Below are 20299 nucleotides of genomic sequence, written 5' to 3' on the forward strand. Positions count from 1 at the left end.
CGGCGCATCGGCCGCCCGTACTCATATGACAACGCCGCCGGGCCCTGGCGCGTGCCAGGGGCCCAGCGGCCATTGTGAAAGGGCTCGATCAGAGCCTCGTGTGCATCAGCGAGCGTAGAACTCGACCACGAGCTGCACCTCGCAGGTCACGGGGACCTCGGCGCGCTTGGGGCGACGGACCAGCTTCGCGGACAGCTTCTCGAGCTGAACGTCGAGGTAGTCGGGCAGCTCGGGCAGCACGTCGCGGTGAGCGCCGGCCGCAGCGGCCATGTAGGGCTCCATGGTGACGGCCTTGGGCTTGACCTGGATGGTCTGGCCGGGCTTCACGCGGAACGACGGGCGGTCGACGATCTGGCCGTCCACCATGATGTGGCGGTGCAGCACTGCCTGGCGCGCCTGCAGGACGGTGCGGGCGAAGCCGGAGCGCAGCACGAGCGCGTCGAGACGCATCTCGAGCAGCTCGACGAAGGCCTCACCGGTCAGACCGGGCTCCTTGCGAGCCTCCTCGAACACACGCGTCATCTGCTTCTCGCGCAGGCCGTACTGAGCGCGAAGACGCTGCTTCTCGCGCAGACGAACGGCGTAGTCGCTCTCCTTGCGGCGCGCGGTACGACCGTGCTCGCCGGGCGGGTAGGGGCGCTTCTCGAAGTGCTTGACTGCCTTGGGGGTCAGGGCGATCCCCAGGGCACGGGACAGGCGCACCTGGCGGCGCGCACGCTGGACTGAAGTCAAAATGAATCCTTGAGGTTGGTCAACCGGTGTTGAACGCGCCTGGGCGTGTTCGTCTGCCAATTCTTACGTTGTGGTCGCGGAAGCAGCAGCCAACCGTCCGCGAGGGCCTTGCAATACTAGCAGAACCACGCTGTTCTCGTCAGAGCCCGGGCCCGGCGGCGTCGTCGCGACCCAGCATCTCCCTGATCCTGGCCAGCCGCTCCGTCACCGTGCGCTCGAACCCGAACTCCGTGGGCCGGTAGTACCGGCTGCCCTGGAGCGGCTCGGGAAGGTAGTCCTGGGCCGCCACCGCGCCCGGCGCGTCGTGAGAGTACTCATAGCCCTTCCCATGGCCGATGCGCTCGGCGCCCGAGTAGTGGGCGTCTCGCAGGTGCGCGGGCACCACGCCGGCCTTGCCTGCGCGGACATCGGCGATCGCCGCATCGAGCGCCTTGTAGGAGCGGTTGGACTTGGGGGCGGTCGCGAGGTACGTGGTCGCCTCGGCCAACGGGATGCGCCCCTCCGGCATGCCGATGAAGCTCACGGCATCCGCCGCTGCCTGCGCGATCACCAGGGCCTGGGGGTCAGCCATGCCGATGTCCTCGGCAGCGAGGATCACGAGTCGCCTGGCGAGGAAGCGGGGGTCCTCCCCCGCCACGACCATCCGGGCCAGATAGTGCAGCGCGGCGTCGACGTCGGAGCCGCGCACCGACTTGATGAACGCACTGATGACGTCGTAGTGCTGGTCGCCGGACTTGTCGTACGCCACGAGCGCGGAGTCCATCGCGCGCTCCGTGAGCTCTCCCGTGATCTCGGGTGCGTCGCCCCCAGCGCCAACGGCCGCGTCCGCCACCGCCTCGAGCAGCGTCAACGCCTTGCGCGCATCGGCCCCGGCAACCCTGAGCATGTGCGCACGCGCCTCCGGGGCAAGGGCGACCCTGCCTGCGAGTCCGCGCTCGTCCTTGACCGCGCGGTCCAGCAGCGCGCCCAGGTCCTCGCTGGCCAACGGCTGCAGCGTGAGCAGGAGCGAACGCGACAGCAACGGGCCCACCACTGAGAAGCTCGGGTTCTCCGTGGTGGCGCCGATGAGCGTGACCCAACGGTTCTCGACTGCGGGCAGCAGCGCATCCTGCTGTGTGCGCGTGAAGCGGTGGATCTCGTCGATGAAGAGGACGGTCTCGCGCTCGCCTGTCGCGACCCTGCGGCGCGACGCGTCGATCACCGCGCGGACATCCTTGATGCCGGCCGTCACCGCGGAGAGCTCGACGAACGGTCGCGACCCCGCCACGAGGTACGCCAGCGTGGTCTTGCCGGTGCCTGGCGGTCCCCACAGGATCACCGAGGTCGCCGAGGATCCCTCCTGCACCAGCCGGCGCAGCGGCGAACCCTCCGTCAGCAGGTGCGACTGACCTACGACCTCATCGAGCTGGCGCGGGCGCATCCGGACCGCGAGCGGCGCGTTGGGCCCCGGCTCGGGAACACCGGATCCCGAGCGCTCGGTCGACTCGAAGAGGTCCATGCACCCCAGCCTAGGCGGCGACGGTGACGTCGCCTGTCCCCCGCCCGACGCCTCACCTGGGGTATCTCTACGATGGGTCCCATGTTCGCCGGCCTCGCGCGTCTCAGCTCCAGCCATCCGATCGCCGTGGTCGTGGGCTGGGCGCTCGCCGCGACCGGCATGCTCACCGTCGCCATGGTGGGCGTGGGCGACGGCGGGCTCTTCGAGCGCACCGCGACCGGAGTGCCCACGGTCGACGGTGCGGACAGCACGTTCGTGTACGAGGTGGTCGAGCTCAGCGCTCCGCAGGACCAGGGGCCGTCGCTCTGGGTCGAGGTCAGTGGCGTGGAGCCCAGCGATGCGTCGCTCGAGCAGTCACTGGGCGCCGCCGCCACCGAGGTAGCCGCCCGTCCCGACGTCGCGGCCGTCGCGACGCCCTGGGCATTCACCCCCGGCACGGCCTTCGACCCGGCGCGCTACCAGGAGGACAGCGGCACTGCGGATGCCCCCGTCGCGTCCGAGGCGTCCCCGCTGACGTCGGCTGATGGCGATGCGCTGCTGATCACCGTCGACTACGGGCCCATCGACGGCGACGCCGCAGCCGAGCACCACGAGGTCACCGCGATCGTGACCGACGCCGCCGTGGCCGCCGTCCCAGAGGCCTCCGTGCTCGCCTACTCGGACCCCCTGCTGTTCGAGGACTTCGACCATCAGATCGAGCGCGACCTCATCACCGGCGAGGCCATCGCGCTGCCCGTCGCATTGCTGGTCATGGTGCTCGTGTTCGGCGGCTTCCTGGCGGCGAGCGCGCCCATGGTGGGCGCGATCGCATCGATCGCCGGCGGCATGGCGGTGCTGTTCGGCTTCAGCTACATCGTGGACCTCGACCAGTCCGCGATCAATGTCGTGACCGTCCTCGGCATCGGGCTGTCGATCGACTACGGGCTGCTCATCGTGTCGCGCTACCGGGAGGAGCTGTTCAGACGAGCGGACTCCGCCGAGCACGACACCCGCGCTGATGCGCTGCACGCCACCCTCACCACCGCTGGCCGCACCGTGTTCTTCTCCTCCATCACGGTGGCGATCTCCGTGGGCGGCATGCTGATCTTCGATGCGGAGATCATCCGTGGAATCGGCGGCGCCGCGCTGGGCGTGACCGTGATGGCGCTGCTGACGGCGCTGACGCTCGTGCCAGCCGTGCTGCACCTCTACGGACACCGGCTCGCACGCCCCTCGGTCCTCGATCGCGTCCCCGGAGTGCGGGCCGTGCTGCGACACACGTCAGATGTCTCGCGCGACGAAGGCGCGTTCTCCACGCTCGCGCGCCGTGTGCAGCGCCGTCCCTGGCTGGTCGTGATCGGCACCGTGGCGCTCCTGCTGCTGCTCGCCAGCCCCCTCATGAGTCTCGAGGTACGCAACTCGCAGCTCGAGCTGCTGCCCGCGGACAACGAACGCCGTCAGTTCTTCGACGGCTTCGAGGGGCGCTACCCGGCCCTCGCCTCGCCCGACCTCACGGTGGTGGCTGCGGCGTCCCCCCAGGAGCTCGATGCCTGGCTCGCCGGGGAGCCGGCGGCTCTCGAGCACGTGACCGGGGTCGTGCCCGCGGAGCCGATCGAGCTCGTGCCGAACAGCGATGGCGAGATCCCGGTGCAGCCTGGCGCGGAGACGGCCGCCGCGCCGTCGCTGTCCGTCGCGCGCATCTCCACCGACATCGAGGACCAAGGGTCGGCGGCCGCCACCGACCTCGTGCGCGACCTGCGGGCGCTCGACGCGCCCTTCGACATGTACGTCGGCGGCACGGCGGCCATCCAGGTCGACTTCGTCGACACGCTCATCGCGGGTGCGCCGTGGGCGGCGGCGCTCGTGATCGTGGCGACCTTCGTGCTGATGTTCCTCATGACCGGCTCGCTGCTGGTGCCGCTCAAGACGCTGGCGATCAACGCGCTGTCGCTCGCGGCGGCGCTGGGTGTGCTCAGCTGGATCTTCACCGAAGGGCACCTCGAGGGTGCGCTCGGCTTCGTCTCGGCAGGGGGCGTCGAGACCTACGTGCTCGTGATGGTGCTGGCGTTCGGCTTCGGCCTCGCGATGGACTACGAGGTGTTCCTCATCGCGCGCATCAAGGAGCTGGTCGATGCTGGCGTGCCCAACGACGAGGCAGTGCGCCTGGGCCTTCAGCGGTCGGGACGCATCATCACGTCCGCTGCGGCCGTCATCGTGCTCGTCTTCCTGGGCTTCGCAGCCGGCGAGCTGCTGGTCGTCAAGCAGGTCGGGGTCGGGCTCGCCTTCGCGGTGTTCCTGGACGCCACCGTGGTGCGCATGCTGCTGGTGCCCGCCACCATGACTTTGCTGGGCGAGTGGAACTGGTGGTCCCCTGCGCCGCTGCGCCGGCTCCACGAGCGGGTATCCCTGCGTCACTGATCCCGCCGCGCATCACCCCCACCTCCCAGAATTTGGCACCATTTTCATCTGCTGAGCGCCTTCGTGAGGAAGGATCTTCCACCGCTGCTCCCGCGACACGGCCGATGCGCGCATCGGCCGGCCGCACGAGGGCCCCGCCACCGCGGGGTGGCGCGGCCGTCGCGTCGTCTCAGCGTGCGGCGGGCTGGTCCTGCTCGGGCTCCGGCACGAAGTCGACCCCGGCCTCGGCGCGCTGCTCGTCCGTGATGGGTGCGGGCGCAGCGGTGAGCGGGTCGTATCCGCCGCCCGACTTGGGGAACGCGATGACGTCGCGAATCGAGTCCGCTCCTGCCAGCAGCGCGACCACGCGGTCCCAGCCGAAGGCGATGCCGCCGTGCGGCGGGGCGCCGAAGGAGAACGCCTCGAGCAGGAAGCCGAACTTCTCCTGCGCCTCCTCCTCGCCGATGCCCATGACCTTGAAGACGCGCTCCTGCACGTCCTGGCGGTGGATACGGATGGATCCGCCGCCGATCTCGTTGCCGTTGCACACGATGTCGTAGGCGTACGCCAGCGCCTCGCCGGGGACCTGCTCGAAGTTCTCGAGGTACTCGGGCTTGGGCGACGTGAAGGCGTGGTGCACCGCGGTCCAGGCGCCGGAGCCGACGGCGACGTCGTCGTCCGCGGCGTCGACTGCCTTGAACAGTGGCGCGTCCACGACCCACACGAACTCGAAGCGATCCTCGTCGATGAGGCCCACGCGGCGGCCGATCTCCAGGCGAGCGGCGCCCAGCAGCGCGCGTGACGCCTCGGGCTTGCCCGCGGCGAAGAACACACAGTCGCCGGGCTGAGCGCCCACGGCGTCCGCGAGGCCCGCACGCTCCGCATCCGAGAGGTTCTTGGCCACCGGCCCGGTCAGCTCGCCGTCCTCGCCGATCAGCACGTAGGCCAGCCCGCGAGCACCGCGCTGCTTGGCCCACTCCTGCCATGCATCCAGCGTGCGACGAGGCTGGTCGCCGCCGCCAGGCATCACCACGGCGCCCACGTAGTCGTTCTGGAAGACCCGGAACGGGGTGTCCTTGAAGTACTCGGTGAGCTCCGTGAGCTCGAGGCCGAACCGCAGGTCCGGCTTGTCCGAGCCGAAGCGTGACATCGCCTCGGCATAGGTGATACGCGGGATGGGCAGTGACACCTCGTAGCCGATCAGCGACCACAGCTCCTTGACGATCTCCTCGCCCAGCGCGATCACGTCGTCCTGGTCCACGAAGCTCATCTCGACGTCGAGCTGCGTGAACTCGGGCTGGCGGTCCGCGCGGAAGTCCTCATCGCGGTAGCAGCGAGCGATCTGGTAGTACCGCTCCATGCCGGCCACCATGAGCAGCTGCTTGAACAGCTGCGGCGACTGCGGCAGCGCGTACCACGAGCCCGGTGCGAGGCGTGCGGGCACCAGGAAGTCGCGGGCACCCTCGGGGGTCGATCGCGTGAGCGTGGGCGTCTCGATCTCGAGGAACTCGTGCTTGTCGAGGACGCGCCGCGCTGCCTGGTTGGCCCGGGAGCGCAGCACGATGTTCGCGCGCGGCTGCGGGCGGCGCAGGTCGATGTAGCGGTGCTTGAGGCGTGCCTCCTCGCCCACCGTGACGTGCTCGTCGACGGGCATGGGCAGCGGAGCGGACTCGTTGAGGATGGTGACGTCGGACACCACCACCTCGATCTCGCCGCTGGGCAGGTTGGGGTTCGCGGAGCCCTCGGGACGCTCGCGCACCTCGCCGGTCACCTGGATCACATACTCGTTGCGCAGCGAGTGGGCGACCTCCTCGCGGATCACCACCTGCGCGAAGCCGGAGGCGTCACGCAGATCGATGAAGGCCACGCCCCCGTGATCGCGACGGCGGCCCACCCACCCGGCGAGGGTGACGGTCGAACCGGCGTCGGTGGCGCGGAGGTTTCCTGCGAGGTGGGTGCGAAGCACAGTCGAGCCTTTCTGAGGCGCGCTAGACGGGCGCGCCGGATAGGGGTGTCGGGGTCAAGTCTAGCGGCGCACGCGCCGCGATCAGGCGTTCGTGGAGACGGCCGATGCGCAGGTTCAGACCGTGCGGACGACGAGCGGGCGGGCGTCATCCGCAGGTGGCTCCCAGGTGCTGGCGTCCGCCTGGACCTGCTCGCCCGAGCGGATGTCCTTGACCTCGCCGTCGCCGTCGTCGCCGGGGAACCAGACGAACGGGATGCCGCGCTTGTCCGCGTACTGGATCTGCTTGCCGAACTTCGCGGCGGTGGGAGCGACGTCGGCGGCGATGCCGCGTGCGCGCAGCGCGTCCGCGACGCGCGCCGAGCCGGTGCGCGATGCCTCGTCCGTCACGGCGACCAGCACTGCGGTGGGGACTCCTCGTGACGCGCTCAGCACGCCAGCTCCGAGCATGCGGCTCACGAGCCGGCTCACGCCGATCGACATCCCCACGCCGGGAAAGCCGCCGCCGGCCACCAAGGAGTCGTAGCGGCCGCCGGAGCAGATGGAGCCGAGGTCCTCGTGGCCCTCGAGGAAGGTCTCGTAGACAGCGCCGGTGTAGTAGTCGAGTCCGCGCGCGATACGGAGGTCCGCCACCGCCGTGCCGGGCACTGCAGCGTTGACGCCCTCGACGAGGGCCACCAGTGCTTCCAGGCCCGCCCGCAGCTCGTCCTGGGCTCCGTCCACATCGTCCACGGTCACGGTCGTGGCCCAGAGGTCCTCCACCGCTTCCACGAACCCTGCATCGGGGGCGCTGATCCGTGCGAGCTCGAGCACCGCATCGGCCGCTGTCGCGGGCACGCCCTGCGCCACGAGCTCGGCACGCACGCCGTCGGGACCGATCTTGTCGAGCTTGTCGACGCTGCGCAGCGCAGCCGCGACATCCTCGATGCCCACCCCCCGGTAGAAGCCCTCCACCAGGCGCCGGTCGTTGACGCGCATCGTCACGCCGGGCAGCGGCAGCGCCGCCAGCGCGCGCGCCATCACCACGGCGACCTCGACCTCGAGGTGCGCGGGCAAGGTCTCGCGCGCGACCACGTCGATGTCCGCCTGGTAGAACTCGCGGAACCGGCCCTCCTGCGGACGCTCGCCGCGCCAGACCTTCTGGATCTGGAAGCGCTTGAACGGGAAGGCGAGCTCGTTCTGGAACTCCTCGACGTAGCGAGCGAACGGCACGGTCAGGTCGAAGTGCAGCCCCAGGCGGGCATCGGCAGCGTCCTCGGCGTTCAGTCGCGTGAGGGTGTAGATCTCCTTCGCCGCGTCCGACTTCCCCGCGAGGCGTTCCACGGTCTCCACGGCGCGAGTCTCCACCTCGGCGAAGCCGTGGAGGCGGAACGTCTCCTTCAAGGCCTCGATGAACGAGGCCTCCACGACCCGCTGGGAGGGGGTCCACTCGGGGTATCCGGACAGGGGTCGCACGCGTGCCATGCGCCCATTGTTCCATCAGCGCAGGCAGGCACCCCTCACACGTGCCGCTGCGCGTGAGTATTGTGGGGGGCGTTGCCCATGCCGGACTCCCGTTGGGCCAGCCCCGGAGGACGCCCGGCATCGTCCTCCGCCGTGAACGAGGTGCTCGCGTCATGTCCACCCCCAAGCCCAAGCCCATCCCCAAGCCCGCTCCCCCGTCGAAGGTCCCCAGCCCGGCCGTGATCGCGGCCCACCCCAAGCACCCCGTCAAGGTGCCTGTCGTCGCGGATGTCACCCCGGAGGAGCTCGCCGCCGCCGCCGAGTTCGGGGCGGTCGAGGGCGAGACCGTCACGGTCAAGGACGGCGAGTCGACGCGCGAGGTGGGTCCCGCTCGAGGCGAGGACCCGGTCGCCCCCTACGCGAAGGCCTACTACGAGCTCAAGGCATCGATCGAGCGGTTCCACGCCCGCCTCGAGTCCGCCGAGCTGTCTCCCAAGGACATCGACGACGCGCTCACGGGACTCGGCGAGTCTCTTGTCGAGCCCAAGGTCGTGGGCGACCTGCCGGCGTTGCGCACCCGTCTCGACGAGGTCACGGCAGAGGCCACCGAGGTACGCGAGCGGCTGCAGGCCGCGCGCAAGGCCGCACGCGAGGAGGCACTCGCCGCACGCGAGGCGATCGTGGTGCAGGCAGAGGAGATCGCAGCCCGCGACGAGTCCCAGGTCCACTGGAAGAACGACACCGCCACCCTGCGCTCGCTCCTCGACGAGTGGAAGGATGCACAGCGCAGCCAGGCCCGCATCCCCAAGGACGCGGAGAAGGCGCTGTGGAAGCGGTTCACGGGCGCGCGCTCCGCATTCGAGAAGGCGCGCAAGCACCACTTCGCAGAGCTCGACAAGGAGAACTCCTCCGTGGCGGGCCGCAAGGAGGACCTGGTGGCCCAGGCCGAGCGGCTCGCCGAGTCCACGGACTGGGACCGGACCGCTCGGGCATTCCGTGACCTCATGGGCGAGTGGAAGCGTGCCGGACGCGGGCGCCGCAGCGTGGACGACGCCCTGTGGAAGAGGTTCCAGACCGCCCAGGATGCGTTCTTCGAGTCGCGCCGAGCGGCATCCGACGCCGAGGACGAGGCCCTCGCGGGCAACGTCGAGGCCAAGGAGGCCGCTGTGGTCGAGGCGGAGTCCATCCTGCCGATCACGGACCTTGGCGTCGCCAAGCAGGCGCTGCGCGCCGCCCAGGACCGCTTCGAGGCCGCGGGTCGCGTGCCGCGCGGGGACGTGGCTCGGCTCAACAAGCGCATCGGCGCCGTGGAGCAGGCCGTACGCGACGCCGAGGACAAGCAGTGGAACTCGCGCAATCCGGAGATCGAGCGCCGCGCCACGGGCGCGGCCGCCCAGCTCCAGGCCGCGATCGATGACCTCGAGAAGGACCTGGCCGCCGCGAAGGAGGCCAAGGACAAGCGCGCCGTCAAGGAGGCCGAGGAGGCCCTGGCGGCCCGCCGCAGCTGGCTCGAGCAGATCCAGGGAGTGGTGTCCTAGCGACGCCTCCCCCACGACCACGACGGCGCATGTTGTCCACAGGGTGGAGCGTGCGCCGTCGGTCTCTGTGCCGTTCCGTGGCACGCTCGGCGCATGCTGCTCGTCACCCCCGCGTCCGTGGGCGAGACCGGCTACGCCCGCATGGCCCGCGAGGGCGTGATCGCGCCCCTGCTCCGCGGCGTGGGACTGCCCCGCGACATCGCACCCGCCCCCGCCCTGCGGCGGCTCGCGCTCGCCTCGATCATCCCCGCCGGATCACAGGCCACGGCGCTTGCCGCCCTGTGGGGCCACGGCTGCGGACCGCCACCGACGGTGATCGACGTGCGTTGCACCGCGGGCACGGTGGCGCCGGCGCAGACGTCACGCTCGGGCGCGGGCGTGGTGACGCACGTGATCACGGCCTGGCCGTCCCACGGCAGCCCACCCGTCGCTGCACCTCTCGCCGCGGCGGTGGACGCGCTGGTGTGGTCACCCCTGGACCTCGCGGTACCGACGGTCCTGTGCGCCGTGGATGCTGGCCTGCTCGAGGTGAGGGACCTGCGCGCAGCATCCCGTGACCGCGACGACACGGGCCTCGCTCAGGTGGAGCGTGCACTGGAGTGGCGGGCGCAGGTGGCGCCGCCGGTCCGGGGCGTGGGTCAGGCGCGCTTGGAGCCTGTGATGCGACGCGCGTCGTAGACGCCGTCGATCCGGCGCACGGCCGCGATGACCGCGCCGAGGTGCGACGGGTCCGCCATCTCGAACGTGAAGGTGTTGAGCGCCACGCGGTCCTGGTTGGTGGACACATTCGCGCCGAGGATGTTGACGTGATAGTCGGACAGCGCCTTCACCACGTCGCTGAGCAGCCTGCTGCGGTCGAGCGCCTCGACCTCGATCTGCACCAGGAAGGCCGCGCTCGACTGGCCGGTCCATTGGACGTCGATGAAGCGTTCCTCCTGCTCCACCAGAGCGCCGAGGTTCTGGCAGTCCGTGCGGTGGACGCTCACGCCGTTGCCGCGGGTGACGAACCCTCGAATGGGGTCGCCCGGCACCGGCGTGCAGCACTTCGCGAGCTTGACGACCACATCGGACAGGCCGTGCACGGAGATTCCTGGGTCGCCCTTGCGTGCACGCGAGGCCGAGGTCCCTGGCCGGGTGATCTCGGTGACGTCCTCGTCGGCGCCCTCCGTGCCGCCCACCGCCTCGACCATCCGGCCCACCACGTCCGCCGCCTGCTCCTTGTGCTCGCCGATCGCGGCGTACAGGGAGTCCACGTCCTCGTAGTGCATCTCCTTGGCCAGGGCCAGGAGGGTCGACTTCGACATGAGCCGTTGCATGGGCAGGTGCTGGCGGCGGATGGCGCGCGCCAGCATGTCGCGACCGGTCTCGACGGACTCCTCGCGGCGCTCTCGCGTGAACCATTGGCGGATCTTGTTGCGGGCGCGGGTGGACTGCACGAAGTCGAGCCAGTCGCGCTTGGGGTGCGCGTTCTCGTCGGAGGTCGTGAGCACCTCGACCGTGTCGCCGTTGTCGAGAGTCGAGTCCAGAGGGACCAGCCGGCCGTTCACCTTGGCGCCGATGGTCTTGTGTCCCACCTCGGTGTGAACGGCGTACGCGAAGTCGACGGGAGTGGCGCCCTGCGGAAGAGCGAGCAGCTTGCCCCGCGGCGTGAACACGTAGACCTCGGCCCGCGAGATCTCGCCGCGCAGGGAGTCGAGGAACTCGGAAGGGTCAGCGGTCTCCTGCTGCCAGTCGGCGATCTGGCGCAGCCAGCCCATGTCGCTGCTCGACGTCGTGCCCGACTGCTTGTACCGCCAGTGCGCCGCCAGCCCGTACTCGGCGCGGCGGTGCATCTCATGCGTGCGGATCTGGAGCTCGACGGGCTTGCCCGAAGGCCCGATCACCGTCGTATGCAGGGACTGGTAGAGGTTGAACTTGGGCATCGCGATGTAGTCCTTGAACCGGCCGGGGACCGGCTGGTACTGCGCGTGCATGGCGCCCAGGACGGCGTAGCAGTCGCGCACGGACTCGACGAGGATGCGAATGCCCACCAGATCGTAGATGTCGCTCAGGTCGCGGCCCCGCACGATCATCTTCTGATAGACGCTGTAGTAGTGCTTGGGGCGGCCGGTGATGACTCCGCGGATCTTCATCGCCTTGAGCTCGCGGTCGATCTCCGCGGTGATCTCCGCCAGGGACCGCTCGCGCTCGGGCGCGCGCTCCGCGACCACGTCCACGATCTCCTGGTAGATCTTGGGGTAGAGCGTCTTGAAGGAGAGGTCCTCGAGCTCCCACTTGATCGCGTTCAGACCCATGCGGTGCGCCAGCGGCGCATAGATCTCGAGGGTCTCCTGGGCCTTGCGGCGGGCGCTCTCGGGCGAGACGTGCTTCCACGTGCGGGCATTGTGCAGGCGGTCCGCGAGCTTGAGCACCAGCACACGGATGTCCTTGGCCATCGCCACGACCATCTTGCGCACGGTCTCCGCCTGGGCGGCGTCGCCATAGTGGACCTTGTCCAGCTTGGTGACGCCATCGACGAATGACGCGACCTCGTCGCCGAACTCGTCACGCAGCTGCGTGAGCGGGTACTCGGTGTCCTCCACCACGTCATGCAGCAGCGCCGCCGCGATCACGGTGTCCGGCAGTCCCATGTCCGCGATGATCTGCGCGACCGCGATGGGGTGGATGATGTACGGCTCGCCGCTCTTGCGCTCCTGGCCCTCATGCGCCGTGGCAGCGACGCGGTACGCCTGTTCGATCAGCGCGGTCTTGGCGCGCGGGTACATGCGCCGGTGCGTGTCGAGCAGCCCGTCGATCGCCGTGGGCTCCTTGGAGGGGCGCTTGAGGAAGGACAGCGGGCCGGAGGGCGCCGACGCTCGCGTCTCCGTCATGCTCGTCCTCCTTCCCTCAGGGTGAGGACCAGTCTACTGGCGCGATCGACGTCCCTAGCGACGCTTGCGCTTGGGCTGGGCGCCCACTCCGCGGTGCTCGCCGGGCTGCAGCGCGCCCACCCGGACGCTGCCGTCCTCGCGCGTCACCACGTCCGCCTCGCCCGACTCTCGCAGCGCCAGCACCTTGGCCGTGTGCTCGACGATCGCCTTCTCGCGGCGGCGCAGGGCCACCTCGAGCGGCGTCGCGACGAAGATCGACGAGTAGGTGCCGACGGCCATACCCACGAACAGCGCGAGGGCGATGTCCTTGAGCGTGCCCGCGCCCAGCAGGAAGGAGCCGATGAAGAGGATCGACGCCACGGGCAGCAGAGCCACCACCGAGGTGTTGATGGACCGCACCAGCGTCTGGTTGACGGCGAGGTTGGCGAGCTCGCCGTAGGTGTAGCGGTGCTGCGCGTGCAGGTTCGCCGTGTTCTCGCGCACCTTGTCGAACACCACCACCGTGTCGTAGAGCGAATAGCCCAGGATGGTGAGGAATCCGATCACCGTCGCGGGCGTGACCTCGAAGCCCGACAGCGCATAGATGCCTGCCGTGAACAGCAGGTCGTGGATGAGCGCCAGGATGGCGGCGGCCGCCATGCGCCACGCACGGAAGTACACGGCGATGACGCCGAACACCAGCAGCAGGAAGATCACCAGGCCCTGGACGGCGGCCTCTCCCACGGCGGCTCCCCAGGTGGGACCGATCTGGTCGAAGCTGATGTCCTCCTGAGGCACGTCGTACGCCTCGGCGAGCGCTGACGTGAGGTCGCGCTGCTGGTCCTGGTCGAGGTCGCCCAGCTGGACGCGGATGTCATCCTCGCCCAGCACCGTGACGCGCGGCTCCTGCCCCGGCGCGACCTCGGCGACGGACTCCTCGGCCGGCGTCGTCGACACGTTCGCGACGTTGGGCACCACGTACTGGGTGCCGCCCGTGAAGTCGATGCCGAGGTTGAGGCCCTTGAAGACCAGCAGCCCCACGGCCAGCAGCATCAGCACCGCCGAGATCGCGAACCAGCGCGCGCTCTGAGCGACGATCGGATAGGTCTTCTCACCCGAGTGGAGCCTGTTGCCCCACGTCGCGAGGTTGCCCTTCATCGTGCGTCACCCTTCGTCTCGGAGTTCGCCGCGTCGACGGCATCGGCCTCATCGTCGACGGCCGTCACGTCCTGGGGAGATGGCTCTCCTGCGGCTGCGCGCTTGGCTGCCGCCTTGCGCTCCGCAAGGGTCAGACCATCGCTCGAGGGGGCGCTCGCCGTGGAGCGCACCCGCCCGCGGCCCTTGTACAGCGCCTCGCGCCCCAGCTGACGCGGGTCGAGGCCGGACAGCGGGTGTCCCTCACCGAAGAAGCGGGTCTTCGCCAGCAGCACCATGACAGGGTGCGTGAAGAGGAAGACGACCAGCACGTCGATGACGGTGATCAGTCCCAGCGTGAAGGCGAAGCCACGCACGCCGCCCACGGCGAGGATGTAGAGCACCACGGCCGCGAGCAGCGAGATGGCGTCGGAGACCAGGATGGTGCGGCGTGCGCGGGTCCAGGCATGGTCGACGGCCGATGCGAGGGAGCGGCCCTCGCGCAGCTCGTCCCTGATGCGCTCGAAGTAGACGATGAACGAGTCCGCGGTGATACCGATCGAGACGATCACGCCCGCGACGCCGGCGATCGACAGGCGGTAGTCGAGCCCCCACGACAGCAGCGAGATCACGCCGAAGGTCGTGGCGCCGGCGATCAGCAGCGAGGAGATCGTGACGAAGCCGAGCGCTCGGTACTGCAGCAGCGAGTACAGGGCGACGAGCACCAGCCCGATCGCGCCGGCGAGGAGACCCTTCTGGAGCTGGTCCTCGCCCAGCGTCGCCGAGATCTGCTGGTTCGACTGGACCTCGAGGCTCAGCGGCAGCGCACCGAAGCGCAGCTGGTTCGCGAGCTGCTCGGCCTGCTCCTGCGTGAAGCCGCCGGAGATGGATGCCTCGCCGTTCGAGATGCGCTGGTTCACGGTGGGGTGCGAGATGACGGTGCCGTCGAGGATGATCGCGAACTGGTTGCGCGGGTCCTCGAGGTTCACCAGACGGGTGGTGACCTCATCGAACTTCGCGGCACCGGCGTCGTTGAACGTGAGCCGGACCTCGTAGTCGCCCGTGAACGAGCCCGCCTGGTTCTGGCGGGGGCCCGAGCTCGCGGTCTCCAGGTCATCGCCCGTGACCTCGACCGGGCCCATCGCGAGCTTGGCGGGGCCGGTGGGGTCGAGCGCGCACGCGGAGTACCCGGTGTTCGGGTCGCCCATCGTGCGGCCCGCGTAGTTCTCCGGGTCGAGGCAGTCGAGCGCGTTGAAGTCGGCCATCGCCTCAGGCGTCAGCCAGTCGAAGGACGAGCCATCCGTCGTCTCGCGATCAGGGGTCGTGGTCGCCTCGGTGGGGGCAGGCGTGGGTTCCGTCGCGGGCTGCTCGGCGTCGGTCACGACGGCCGAGCCTGACGGGCTCGGCTCGGGCTCGGGCTCGGTGCCGGTGACGACGCTGGCGACGCTCGACGCGCTCGGGGACGGCGTGGGGGTCGACTCGACGCTGTCGAGCTGCTCAGCGTCGTCGCCGGCGCTGGGCGCGGGCGTGGGCTCGGCCGTTCCACCGGTGGGGTTCGGATCGCCCACGATCAGCACGGCGCGGAACTGCAGCTGCGCGGCCTGCGCCACCAGATCGATGGTCTCGTCGCTGGGGTTGCCCGGCAGCCCGATGACGATGTTGTCGCCCTGGGTCGTGATCTCAGCCTCGGCGACGCCGGAGGCGTCGACGCGCTGGCGGATGATCGACACCGCCTGATCGAGATCCGTCTGCTCGATCTCCTGCTCGCTGCCCTCGTCGAGCACGGGCGTCAGGATGATCTGGCGGCCGCCCGCGAGGTCCAGGGCCAGGCCCGGGGTCAGCGTGGTCTTGCCGGTCGCGACGCCCACGGCGAGGAGGGCGTAGATGGCAACGAGAATGACGGCGAGCCAGATCAGCGACTTGCGCGCGCCCTTGGTGACTTTCGACACTGGAATCCTTAGAAGTTCATGGTGCTCAGGAGAGCCCCGCCGATTCTAGGGCGCTGCGGGGTCTGAGTCGAATACGCGTCAGTCGAACAGGCGGCGCGTCGTCTCGCCCGCCAACGCGTCCGCAGGCGGCTGGAGACCCAAGTGGACCCACGCATCGGCCGTCGCTACCCTCCCGCGAGGCGACCGGCTCATCAGGCCTTCGCGCACCAGGAACGGCTCAGCCACGGTCTCCACCGTCTCGGACTCCTCGCCCACCGACACGGCGAGCGTCGACAGCCCCACCGGGCCTCCCCCGAATCGGGTGCACAGGGCGCCCAGCACCGCGCGGTCCAGCCGGTCGAGTCCGCGCTCGTCCACTTCGTAGACCGTGAGCGCCTGGCGGGCCGCCGCGAGATCCGCGCGCCCGGAGCCGTGGACCTGCGCCCAGTCGCGCACGCGTCGCAGCAGCCGGTTCGCGATGCGGGGCGTGCCGCGCGAGCGACCCGAGATCTCCGCCGCGGCGTCGCCGTCCAGCGCGAGCCCGAGCTTGCCGGCCGAGCGCTCGAGGATCGCCCGCAGCTCGTGCGGCTCGTAGAAGTCCAGATGGGCCGTGAAGCCGAACCGGTCGCGCAGCGGAGCGGGAAGCAGGCCAGCCCTCGTGGTGGCGCCCACGACCGTGAACGGCGGCAGGCTCAGGGGAATCGACGTGGCGCCGGCCCCCTTGCCCACCACCACGTCGACGCGGAAGTCCTCCATCGCCAGGTACAGCATCTCCTCGGCCGGGCGCGCCAGTCGGTGGATCTCGTCGAGGAACAGCACGTCTCCCTCGTCGAGCGAGCTCAGGATCGCGGCGAGGTCGCCTGCATGCTGGATCGCCGGACCGGAGCTCACGCGCAGAGTGGCGCCCATCTCGTGCGCGACGATCATCGCCAGCGTGGTCTTGCCCAGTCCGGGCGGGCCCGACAGCAGCACGTGATCAGCGGTGGCTCCCCGCGCCGACGCCGCCTTCAGGACCAGGTCGAGCTGGTCGCGCACCACGCGTTGGCCCACGAACTCGTCGAGGGTCCCTGGCCGCAGCGCCGCCTCCGCCGACCGTTCCAGAGCATCAGCGTCGGGATCCACCAGGCGCTCGTCCACCGTCTCGTCAGCCACGGGTGGACCCCATCGCCTGCAGCGCAGCCCGCAGCGTCGCCGGCACGTCCTGCTCGGTGATCGGAGCAGGCGCGACCTTCTCGACCGCTCCCGAAGCCGCCTTGGCGTTCCATCCGAGCCCCACCAGCGCCTCCTCGACCTGCCCGCGGGCATCCTGGGCGGACCGGGACGCACCGTCGGCGCCTGCGGGCTCGGGAAGCGACAGCTTCCCTCCCAGCTCGAGCAGCAGTCGCGCCGCGACCTTGGCGCCGATGCCGGGCACCTTCTCGAGCGCCTTGCGGTCGCCATCCGCCACGGCGCGGGAGAGCGCCTGCGGCGTGTGCACGGCGAGCATGGCAAGCGCCAGGCGGGGTCCCACGCCCTGGACCGACTGGAGGGCCTCGAACGTGTCGCGCTCGGACTGCGCCGAGAAGCCGTAGAGCGTCAGCGACTCCTCGCGCACCACCAGGGTCGTGTGCAGCCGCACCTCCTGGCGCGCGTGCAGCTCCGCCAGCGTTCCCGGGGTCGACTGCACGAGCATGCCGACGCCTCCGACCTCGATCACGAGCGAGGTGGCGCCCACGGACAGGACCGTGCCGGCCAGCTGTGCGATCACGCAGGACTCCCTTCGAACATCTGTACGAATACCGTACGGGACGGCTGTGACGGGACCTGCGGCGACGCGCCGATGCTGCGTCGGCCTCGGACGGCGGCTGTCAGCCTCGCTTGCGCGCGGCCCGCTCGGCGTCCGCCCACCGTCGCTGGGCGGCGGTGGTCGCGTCCGAGCCCGCCGGGGCCGCTCCCCCGCGCCACGCGTGGGCGATCGCGATCGCCAGGGCATCCGCCGCATCGGCGGGGCGAGGAGGTTCGGCGAGGCCCAGCACGCGCGCGACCATGTACCCCACCTGCGGCTTCGCGGCCCGGCCATCGCCGGTCACGGCCGCCTTCACCTCGGACGGGGTGTACAGCGCGACGGGCAGGCCCCTGCGCTGGGCGGCGAGCATGACCACACCGGAGATCTGGGCCGTGCCCATGACCGTGCGGACGTTCTGCTGGGCGAACACGCGCTCGAGGGCGACCGCGTCCGGGCGATGCTGGTCGAGGACGGCGTCAATCGCATTCGCGAGCATGCCGATGCGCACGGCGACGTCCTCGCCAGCGGGCGATGTGGCGGCCTCGACGTGCACCAGGCTGACCTTGCGCGCGCTCGCGGCGTCGATCACGCCCAGGCCGCACCGGGTCAATCCCGGGTCCACGCCGAGGATGCGCATGGCGCTACTCGGCGGAGGCGGCCTCGAGCACCTCGTCCGAGGCGTCCATGTTGGCGAACACGTTCTGCACGTCGTCGCAGTCCTCGAGCGCGTCGATGAGGCGCAGCATCTTCCTGGCTCCGTCGACGTCCAGGTCCACGCGCAGCGACGGCACCCATGCAGCCTCGGCTGAGTCGTAGTCGATGCCGGCCTGCTGGAGCGCGGTGCGCACGGCGACCACATCGGTGGCCTCCGAGGTGATCTCGAACACCTCGCCGCCGTCCTCGACCTCCTCGGCGCCCGCCTCGAGGGCGACCATCATGACGTCGTCCTCGGTGGTCCCCTCCTTGGGCACCACCACCTGGCCCTTGCGGGCGAAGAGGTAGGCGACCGAGCCGGGGTCGGCGAGCGTGCCGTTGTTGCGGGTGAGCGCCGTCCGAACCTCCATCGCGGCACGGTTGCGGTTGTCCGTGAGGCACTCGATGAGCATCGCGACGCCGTTGGGTCCGTAGCCCTCGTACATGATGGTCTCGTACTGGGCACCGCCGGCCTCCTGGCCGGAGCCGCGCTTGACGGCGCGGTCGATGTTGTCGTTCGGGACCGAGGACTTCTTGGCCTTCTGGATCGCGTCGTACAGCGTGGGGTTGCCGGCCGGGTCGCCGCCGCCGGTCCGTGCCGCGACCTCGATGTTCTTGATCAGCTTGGCGAACAACTTGCCGCGCTTGGCGTCGACGACGGCCTTCTTGTGCTTCGTGGTTGCCCATTTGGAGTGGCCGGACACGTGTGCTCCTCAGACTGCTGCGGTTCAGGACTGCCGTCCAGTCTACCCAGGGCGGGTGCCCCGCCGGCTCACTCCGGTCAGCGTCGAGCCGCGTATCGTGCCACGGCCCCGCGGTACTGCCCGAGCGTGGGGGCGAGCGCGGTCAACGCCACCGTGAGCGCCTCCTCCGCCCTGCCCAGGTCGCGCAGCGCGAGCGCGCGGAAGGCCTGCGCGGCAGGCCGCATGGCCTCGGTGACCTCGTGATCGTCGAGGACCACGATCGCCGCGTCCGGATCGCCGACGGCGCGCAGCGAGCTGGCGAGCTGGACGACCACCTCGTCGCGCCGACGGCCTGCCACGCCGCGCTCGAGCGATCGGCGATACAGCGGGATCGCGTCGGACTCGCGTCCCACGAAGTCGTGCGCGCCCGCCCATTCGGCCAGCGCATCGGCGTCCTGCTCGCCGCGTCGTCGCCACAGCACGCGCATCCCGTCGAGCACCTCCGCTGGGCGGGAACGATCCGCGCGCTGCCACAGCTCCGCGACGTCGGCCTCCCACCGCTCGGCTCCCGCGGTGCCGGTCACCTCGCCTCGTCCACCAGCTGAAGCAGCAACGAGTGCACGCGCGCGTCCGACGAGATCTCGGGATGGAACGCCGTGGCGATCGCTCGCCCATGCCTCACGGCCACGGGATGGCGAGAGCCGTCGGGACCCTCGGCTGTCGCCAGGACCTCCACGCTCGCGCTGTGAGCCTCGACCCATGGCGCCCTGATGAAGGTCGCGTGCATGCCGGAGCCATCCGGCTCCCACACCAGCTCGACCTCCGCGGAGTCCACCTGCCGCCCGAACGCGTTGCGGCGCACCGTCATGGGGATCGCACCGAGGGTCTGCTGGCCCTCGATGCCGCCGATCACCTCCGTCGACAGCAGGATCATCCCCGCGCAGGAGCCCAGCACGGGCAGGCCCGCGTGGAGACGCTCGACCAGCGTGTCGCGCAGGTCGAACGCCCGCAGCAGCTTGTCGATCGTGGTCGACTCGCCACCGGGGATCACGAGCGCATCGACGTCCTCGAGCTCGCTGAGGCGGCGCACGCGGGTCACGCGGGCTCCGACACTCTCGAGCATCACCTGGTGCTCGCGCACGTCGCCCTGGAGCGCCAGCACTCCCACGTGGGTCATTCGCGTGCCTCCCCCAGCTCGACGAGCGTGCCGTCCCATGCGAGGAACGCCTCCCACGGTTCGCGCAGCTGCGCGGGGAACACCTCGATGGGCGCCTGCGCGAGCTGCTCCTGGGTCATCCACGCGAGGTCGTCGATGGTGTCGACCTCGACAGCGGTCCACGCGGTCGAACCGGCAGGCTCGAGGTCCTCGACACGAGCGACGAAGAACACCTCGTGCTGCACGTAGGGGCGCGACTGGAAGTCGAAGAGCGCGGTGCGGTCCCACACCGGCCCCTCGAGCTCGTCGGGGTCGATCACGTATCCCGTCTCCTCGCGCAGCTCTCGAGCCGCGCACTCGCGCGCGCTCTCCCCCGGATCGATGCCGCCGCCTGGGGTGAACCACCACGAGCGCTCGGGCCGGTGCGAGTCATGCGCCCGCAGCACGAGCAGACGCCCGTCGCGATCGAGCAGGAGCACGCGCGCGCCCTCGCGCTCGATCCGGACGGCCGATGCGCCGGTCGCCTCGGTCACCGTGTCGC

General features: G+C 70.4%; 17 protein-coding genes. 3 read left to right on the top strand and 14 right to left on the bottom strand.

The features are described from left to right. Nucleotides 1–105: 105 nt before the first annotated feature. Nucleotides 106–732 (bottom strand): 30S ribosomal protein S4, encoded by a 627-nt coding sequence (rpsD, locus tag Dac01nite_RS06930; RefSeq protein WP_203654930.1) that lies wholly within the window; start codon nucleotides 730–732, stop codon nucleotides 106–108. Nucleotides 733–871: 139 nt separating this feature from the next. Then, the gene (locus Dac01nite_RS06935; RefSeq protein WP_203654938.1) at nucleotides 872–2230 is read right to left on the bottom strand and encodes a replication-associated recombination protein A; all 1359 of its coding nucleotides are present in this window, start codon (nucleotides 2228–2230) and stop codon (nucleotides 872–874) included. An 81-nt stretch (nucleotides 2231–2311) separates the two neighbouring features. Between Dac01nite_RS06935 and Dac01nite_RS06940 the strand changes: the two genes are divergently transcribed. After that, on the top strand, nucleotides 2312–4627 hold the full coding sequence (locus Dac01nite_RS06940) for an MMPL family transporter (RefSeq protein WP_239066559.1): 2316 nt from the start codon (nucleotides 2312–2314) through the stop codon (nucleotides 4625–4627). Nucleotides 4628–4796: 169 nt separating this feature from the next. Here Dac01nite_RS06940 and aspS read toward each other — a convergent pair whose 3' ends face one another. Next, nucleotides 4797–6572 carry an aspartate--tRNA ligase gene (gene aspS / locus Dac01nite_RS06945; protein WP_203654942.1) on the bottom strand — a complete coding sequence of 592 codons (1776 nt, stop codon included), beginning with the start codon at nucleotides 6570–6572 and terminating at the stop codon, nucleotides 4797–4799. 114 nt (nucleotides 6573–6686) lie between these two features. Beyond that, nucleotides 6687–8033, bottom strand: coding sequence for a histidine--tRNA ligase (gene hisS, locus Dac01nite_RS06950; RefSeq protein WP_203654944.1), 1347 nt, complete (start codon nucleotides 8031–8033; stop codon nucleotides 6687–6689). 152 nt (nucleotides 8034–8185) lie between these two features. Between hisS and Dac01nite_RS06955 the strand changes: the two genes are divergently transcribed. Together Dac01nite_RS06955 and Dac01nite_RS06960 are read left to right on the top strand one after the other, a co-directional pair. Then, nucleotides 8186–9550, top strand: a complete 1365-nt coding sequence (locus Dac01nite_RS06955; RefSeq protein WP_203654946.1) for a DUF349 domain-containing protein — start codon at nucleotides 8186–8188, stop codon at nucleotides 9548–9550. Between the two features lie 93 nt (nucleotides 9551–9643). Continuing rightward, nucleotides 9644–10228, top strand: a complete 585-nt coding sequence (locus tag Dac01nite_RS06960; protein ID WP_203654948.1) for a hypothetical protein — start codon at nucleotides 9644–9646, stop codon at nucleotides 10226–10228. Here the strand turns inward: Dac01nite_RS06960 and Dac01nite_RS06965 are convergent. The 10 genes from Dac01nite_RS06965 to Dac01nite_RS07010 all read right to left on the bottom strand — a co-directional run bounded on the left by Dac01nite_RS06965 (nucleotide 10189) and on the right by Dac01nite_RS07010 (nucleotide 20291). Next, complete coding sequence (locus tag Dac01nite_RS06965) at nucleotides 10189–12420, bottom strand: RelA/SpoT family protein (protein WP_203654950.1); 2232 nt, start codon at nucleotides 12418–12420, stop codon at nucleotides 10189–10191. The two genes, Dac01nite_RS06960 and Dac01nite_RS06965, sit on opposite strands and share 40 nt — an antisense overlap. 54 nt (nucleotides 12421–12474) lie before the next feature. Further along, a complete protein-coding gene (gene secF / locus Dac01nite_RS06970; protein ID WP_203654952.1) occupies nucleotides 12475–13557 on the bottom strand; it encodes a protein translocase subunit SecF in 1083 nt (360 codons plus the stop codon). After that, a complete protein-coding gene (gene secD / locus Dac01nite_RS06975; RefSeq protein ID WP_203654954.1) occupies nucleotides 13554–15482 on the bottom strand; it encodes a protein translocase subunit SecD in 1929 nt (642 codons plus the stop codon). The genes secF and secD overlap by 4 nt, the downstream gene beginning before the upstream one ends. Nucleotides 15483–15560: 78 nt before the next feature. After that, nucleotides 15561–16613 (bottom strand): Holliday junction branch migration DNA helicase RuvB, encoded by a 1053-nt coding sequence (gene ruvB, locus Dac01nite_RS06980; protein ID WP_203654962.1) that lies wholly within the window; start codon nucleotides 16611–16613, stop codon nucleotides 15561–15563. Next, entirely contained in the window at nucleotides 16606–17208 is a 603-nt protein-coding gene (ruvA, locus tag Dac01nite_RS06985; RefSeq protein WP_203654964.1) for a Holliday junction branch migration protein RuvA, read from the bottom strand. The genes ruvB and ruvA overlap by 8 nt, the downstream gene beginning before the upstream one ends. 100 nt (nucleotides 17209–17308) lie before the next feature. After that, complete coding sequence (gene ruvC, locus Dac01nite_RS06990; protein WP_203654966.1) at nucleotides 17309–17863, bottom strand: crossover junction endodeoxyribonuclease RuvC; 555 nt, start codon at nucleotides 17861–17863, stop codon at nucleotides 17309–17311. Nucleotides 17864–17867: 4 nt separating this feature from the next. Beyond that, nucleotides 17868–18623 carry a YebC/PmpR family DNA-binding transcriptional regulator gene (locus tag Dac01nite_RS06995; RefSeq protein ID WP_203654968.1) on the bottom strand — a complete coding sequence of 252 codons (756 nt, stop codon included), beginning with the start codon at nucleotides 18621–18623 and terminating at the stop codon, nucleotides 17868–17870. 77 nt (nucleotides 18624–18700) lie between these two features. After that, the gene (locus Dac01nite_RS07000; RefSeq protein ID WP_239066560.1) at nucleotides 18701–19186 is read right to left on the bottom strand and encodes a tetratricopeptide repeat protein; all 486 of its coding nucleotides are present in this window, start codon (nucleotides 19184–19186) and stop codon (nucleotides 18701–18703) included. Beyond that, nucleotides 19183–19779 carry a pyridoxal 5'-phosphate synthase glutaminase subunit PdxT gene (pdxT, locus tag Dac01nite_RS07005; RefSeq protein WP_203654970.1) on the bottom strand — a complete coding sequence of 199 codons (597 nt, stop codon included), beginning with the start codon at nucleotides 19777–19779 and terminating at the stop codon, nucleotides 19183–19185. Before pdxT ends, Dac01nite_RS07000 begins: the two co-directional genes overlap by 4 nt. Continuing rightward, nucleotides 19776–20291 (bottom strand): NUDIX hydrolase, encoded by a 516-nt coding sequence (locus Dac01nite_RS07010; RefSeq protein ID WP_203654972.1) that lies wholly within the window; start codon nucleotides 20289–20291, stop codon nucleotides 19776–19778. The genes pdxT and Dac01nite_RS07010 overlap by 4 nt, the downstream gene beginning before the upstream one ends. Between the last annotated feature and the right edge of the window lie 8 nt (nucleotides 20292–20299).

This window comes from Demequina activiva (assembly GCF_016862815.1).
Classification (GTDB): Bacteria; Actinomycetota; Actinomycetes; order Actinomycetales; family Demequinaceae; genus Demequina; species Demequina activiva.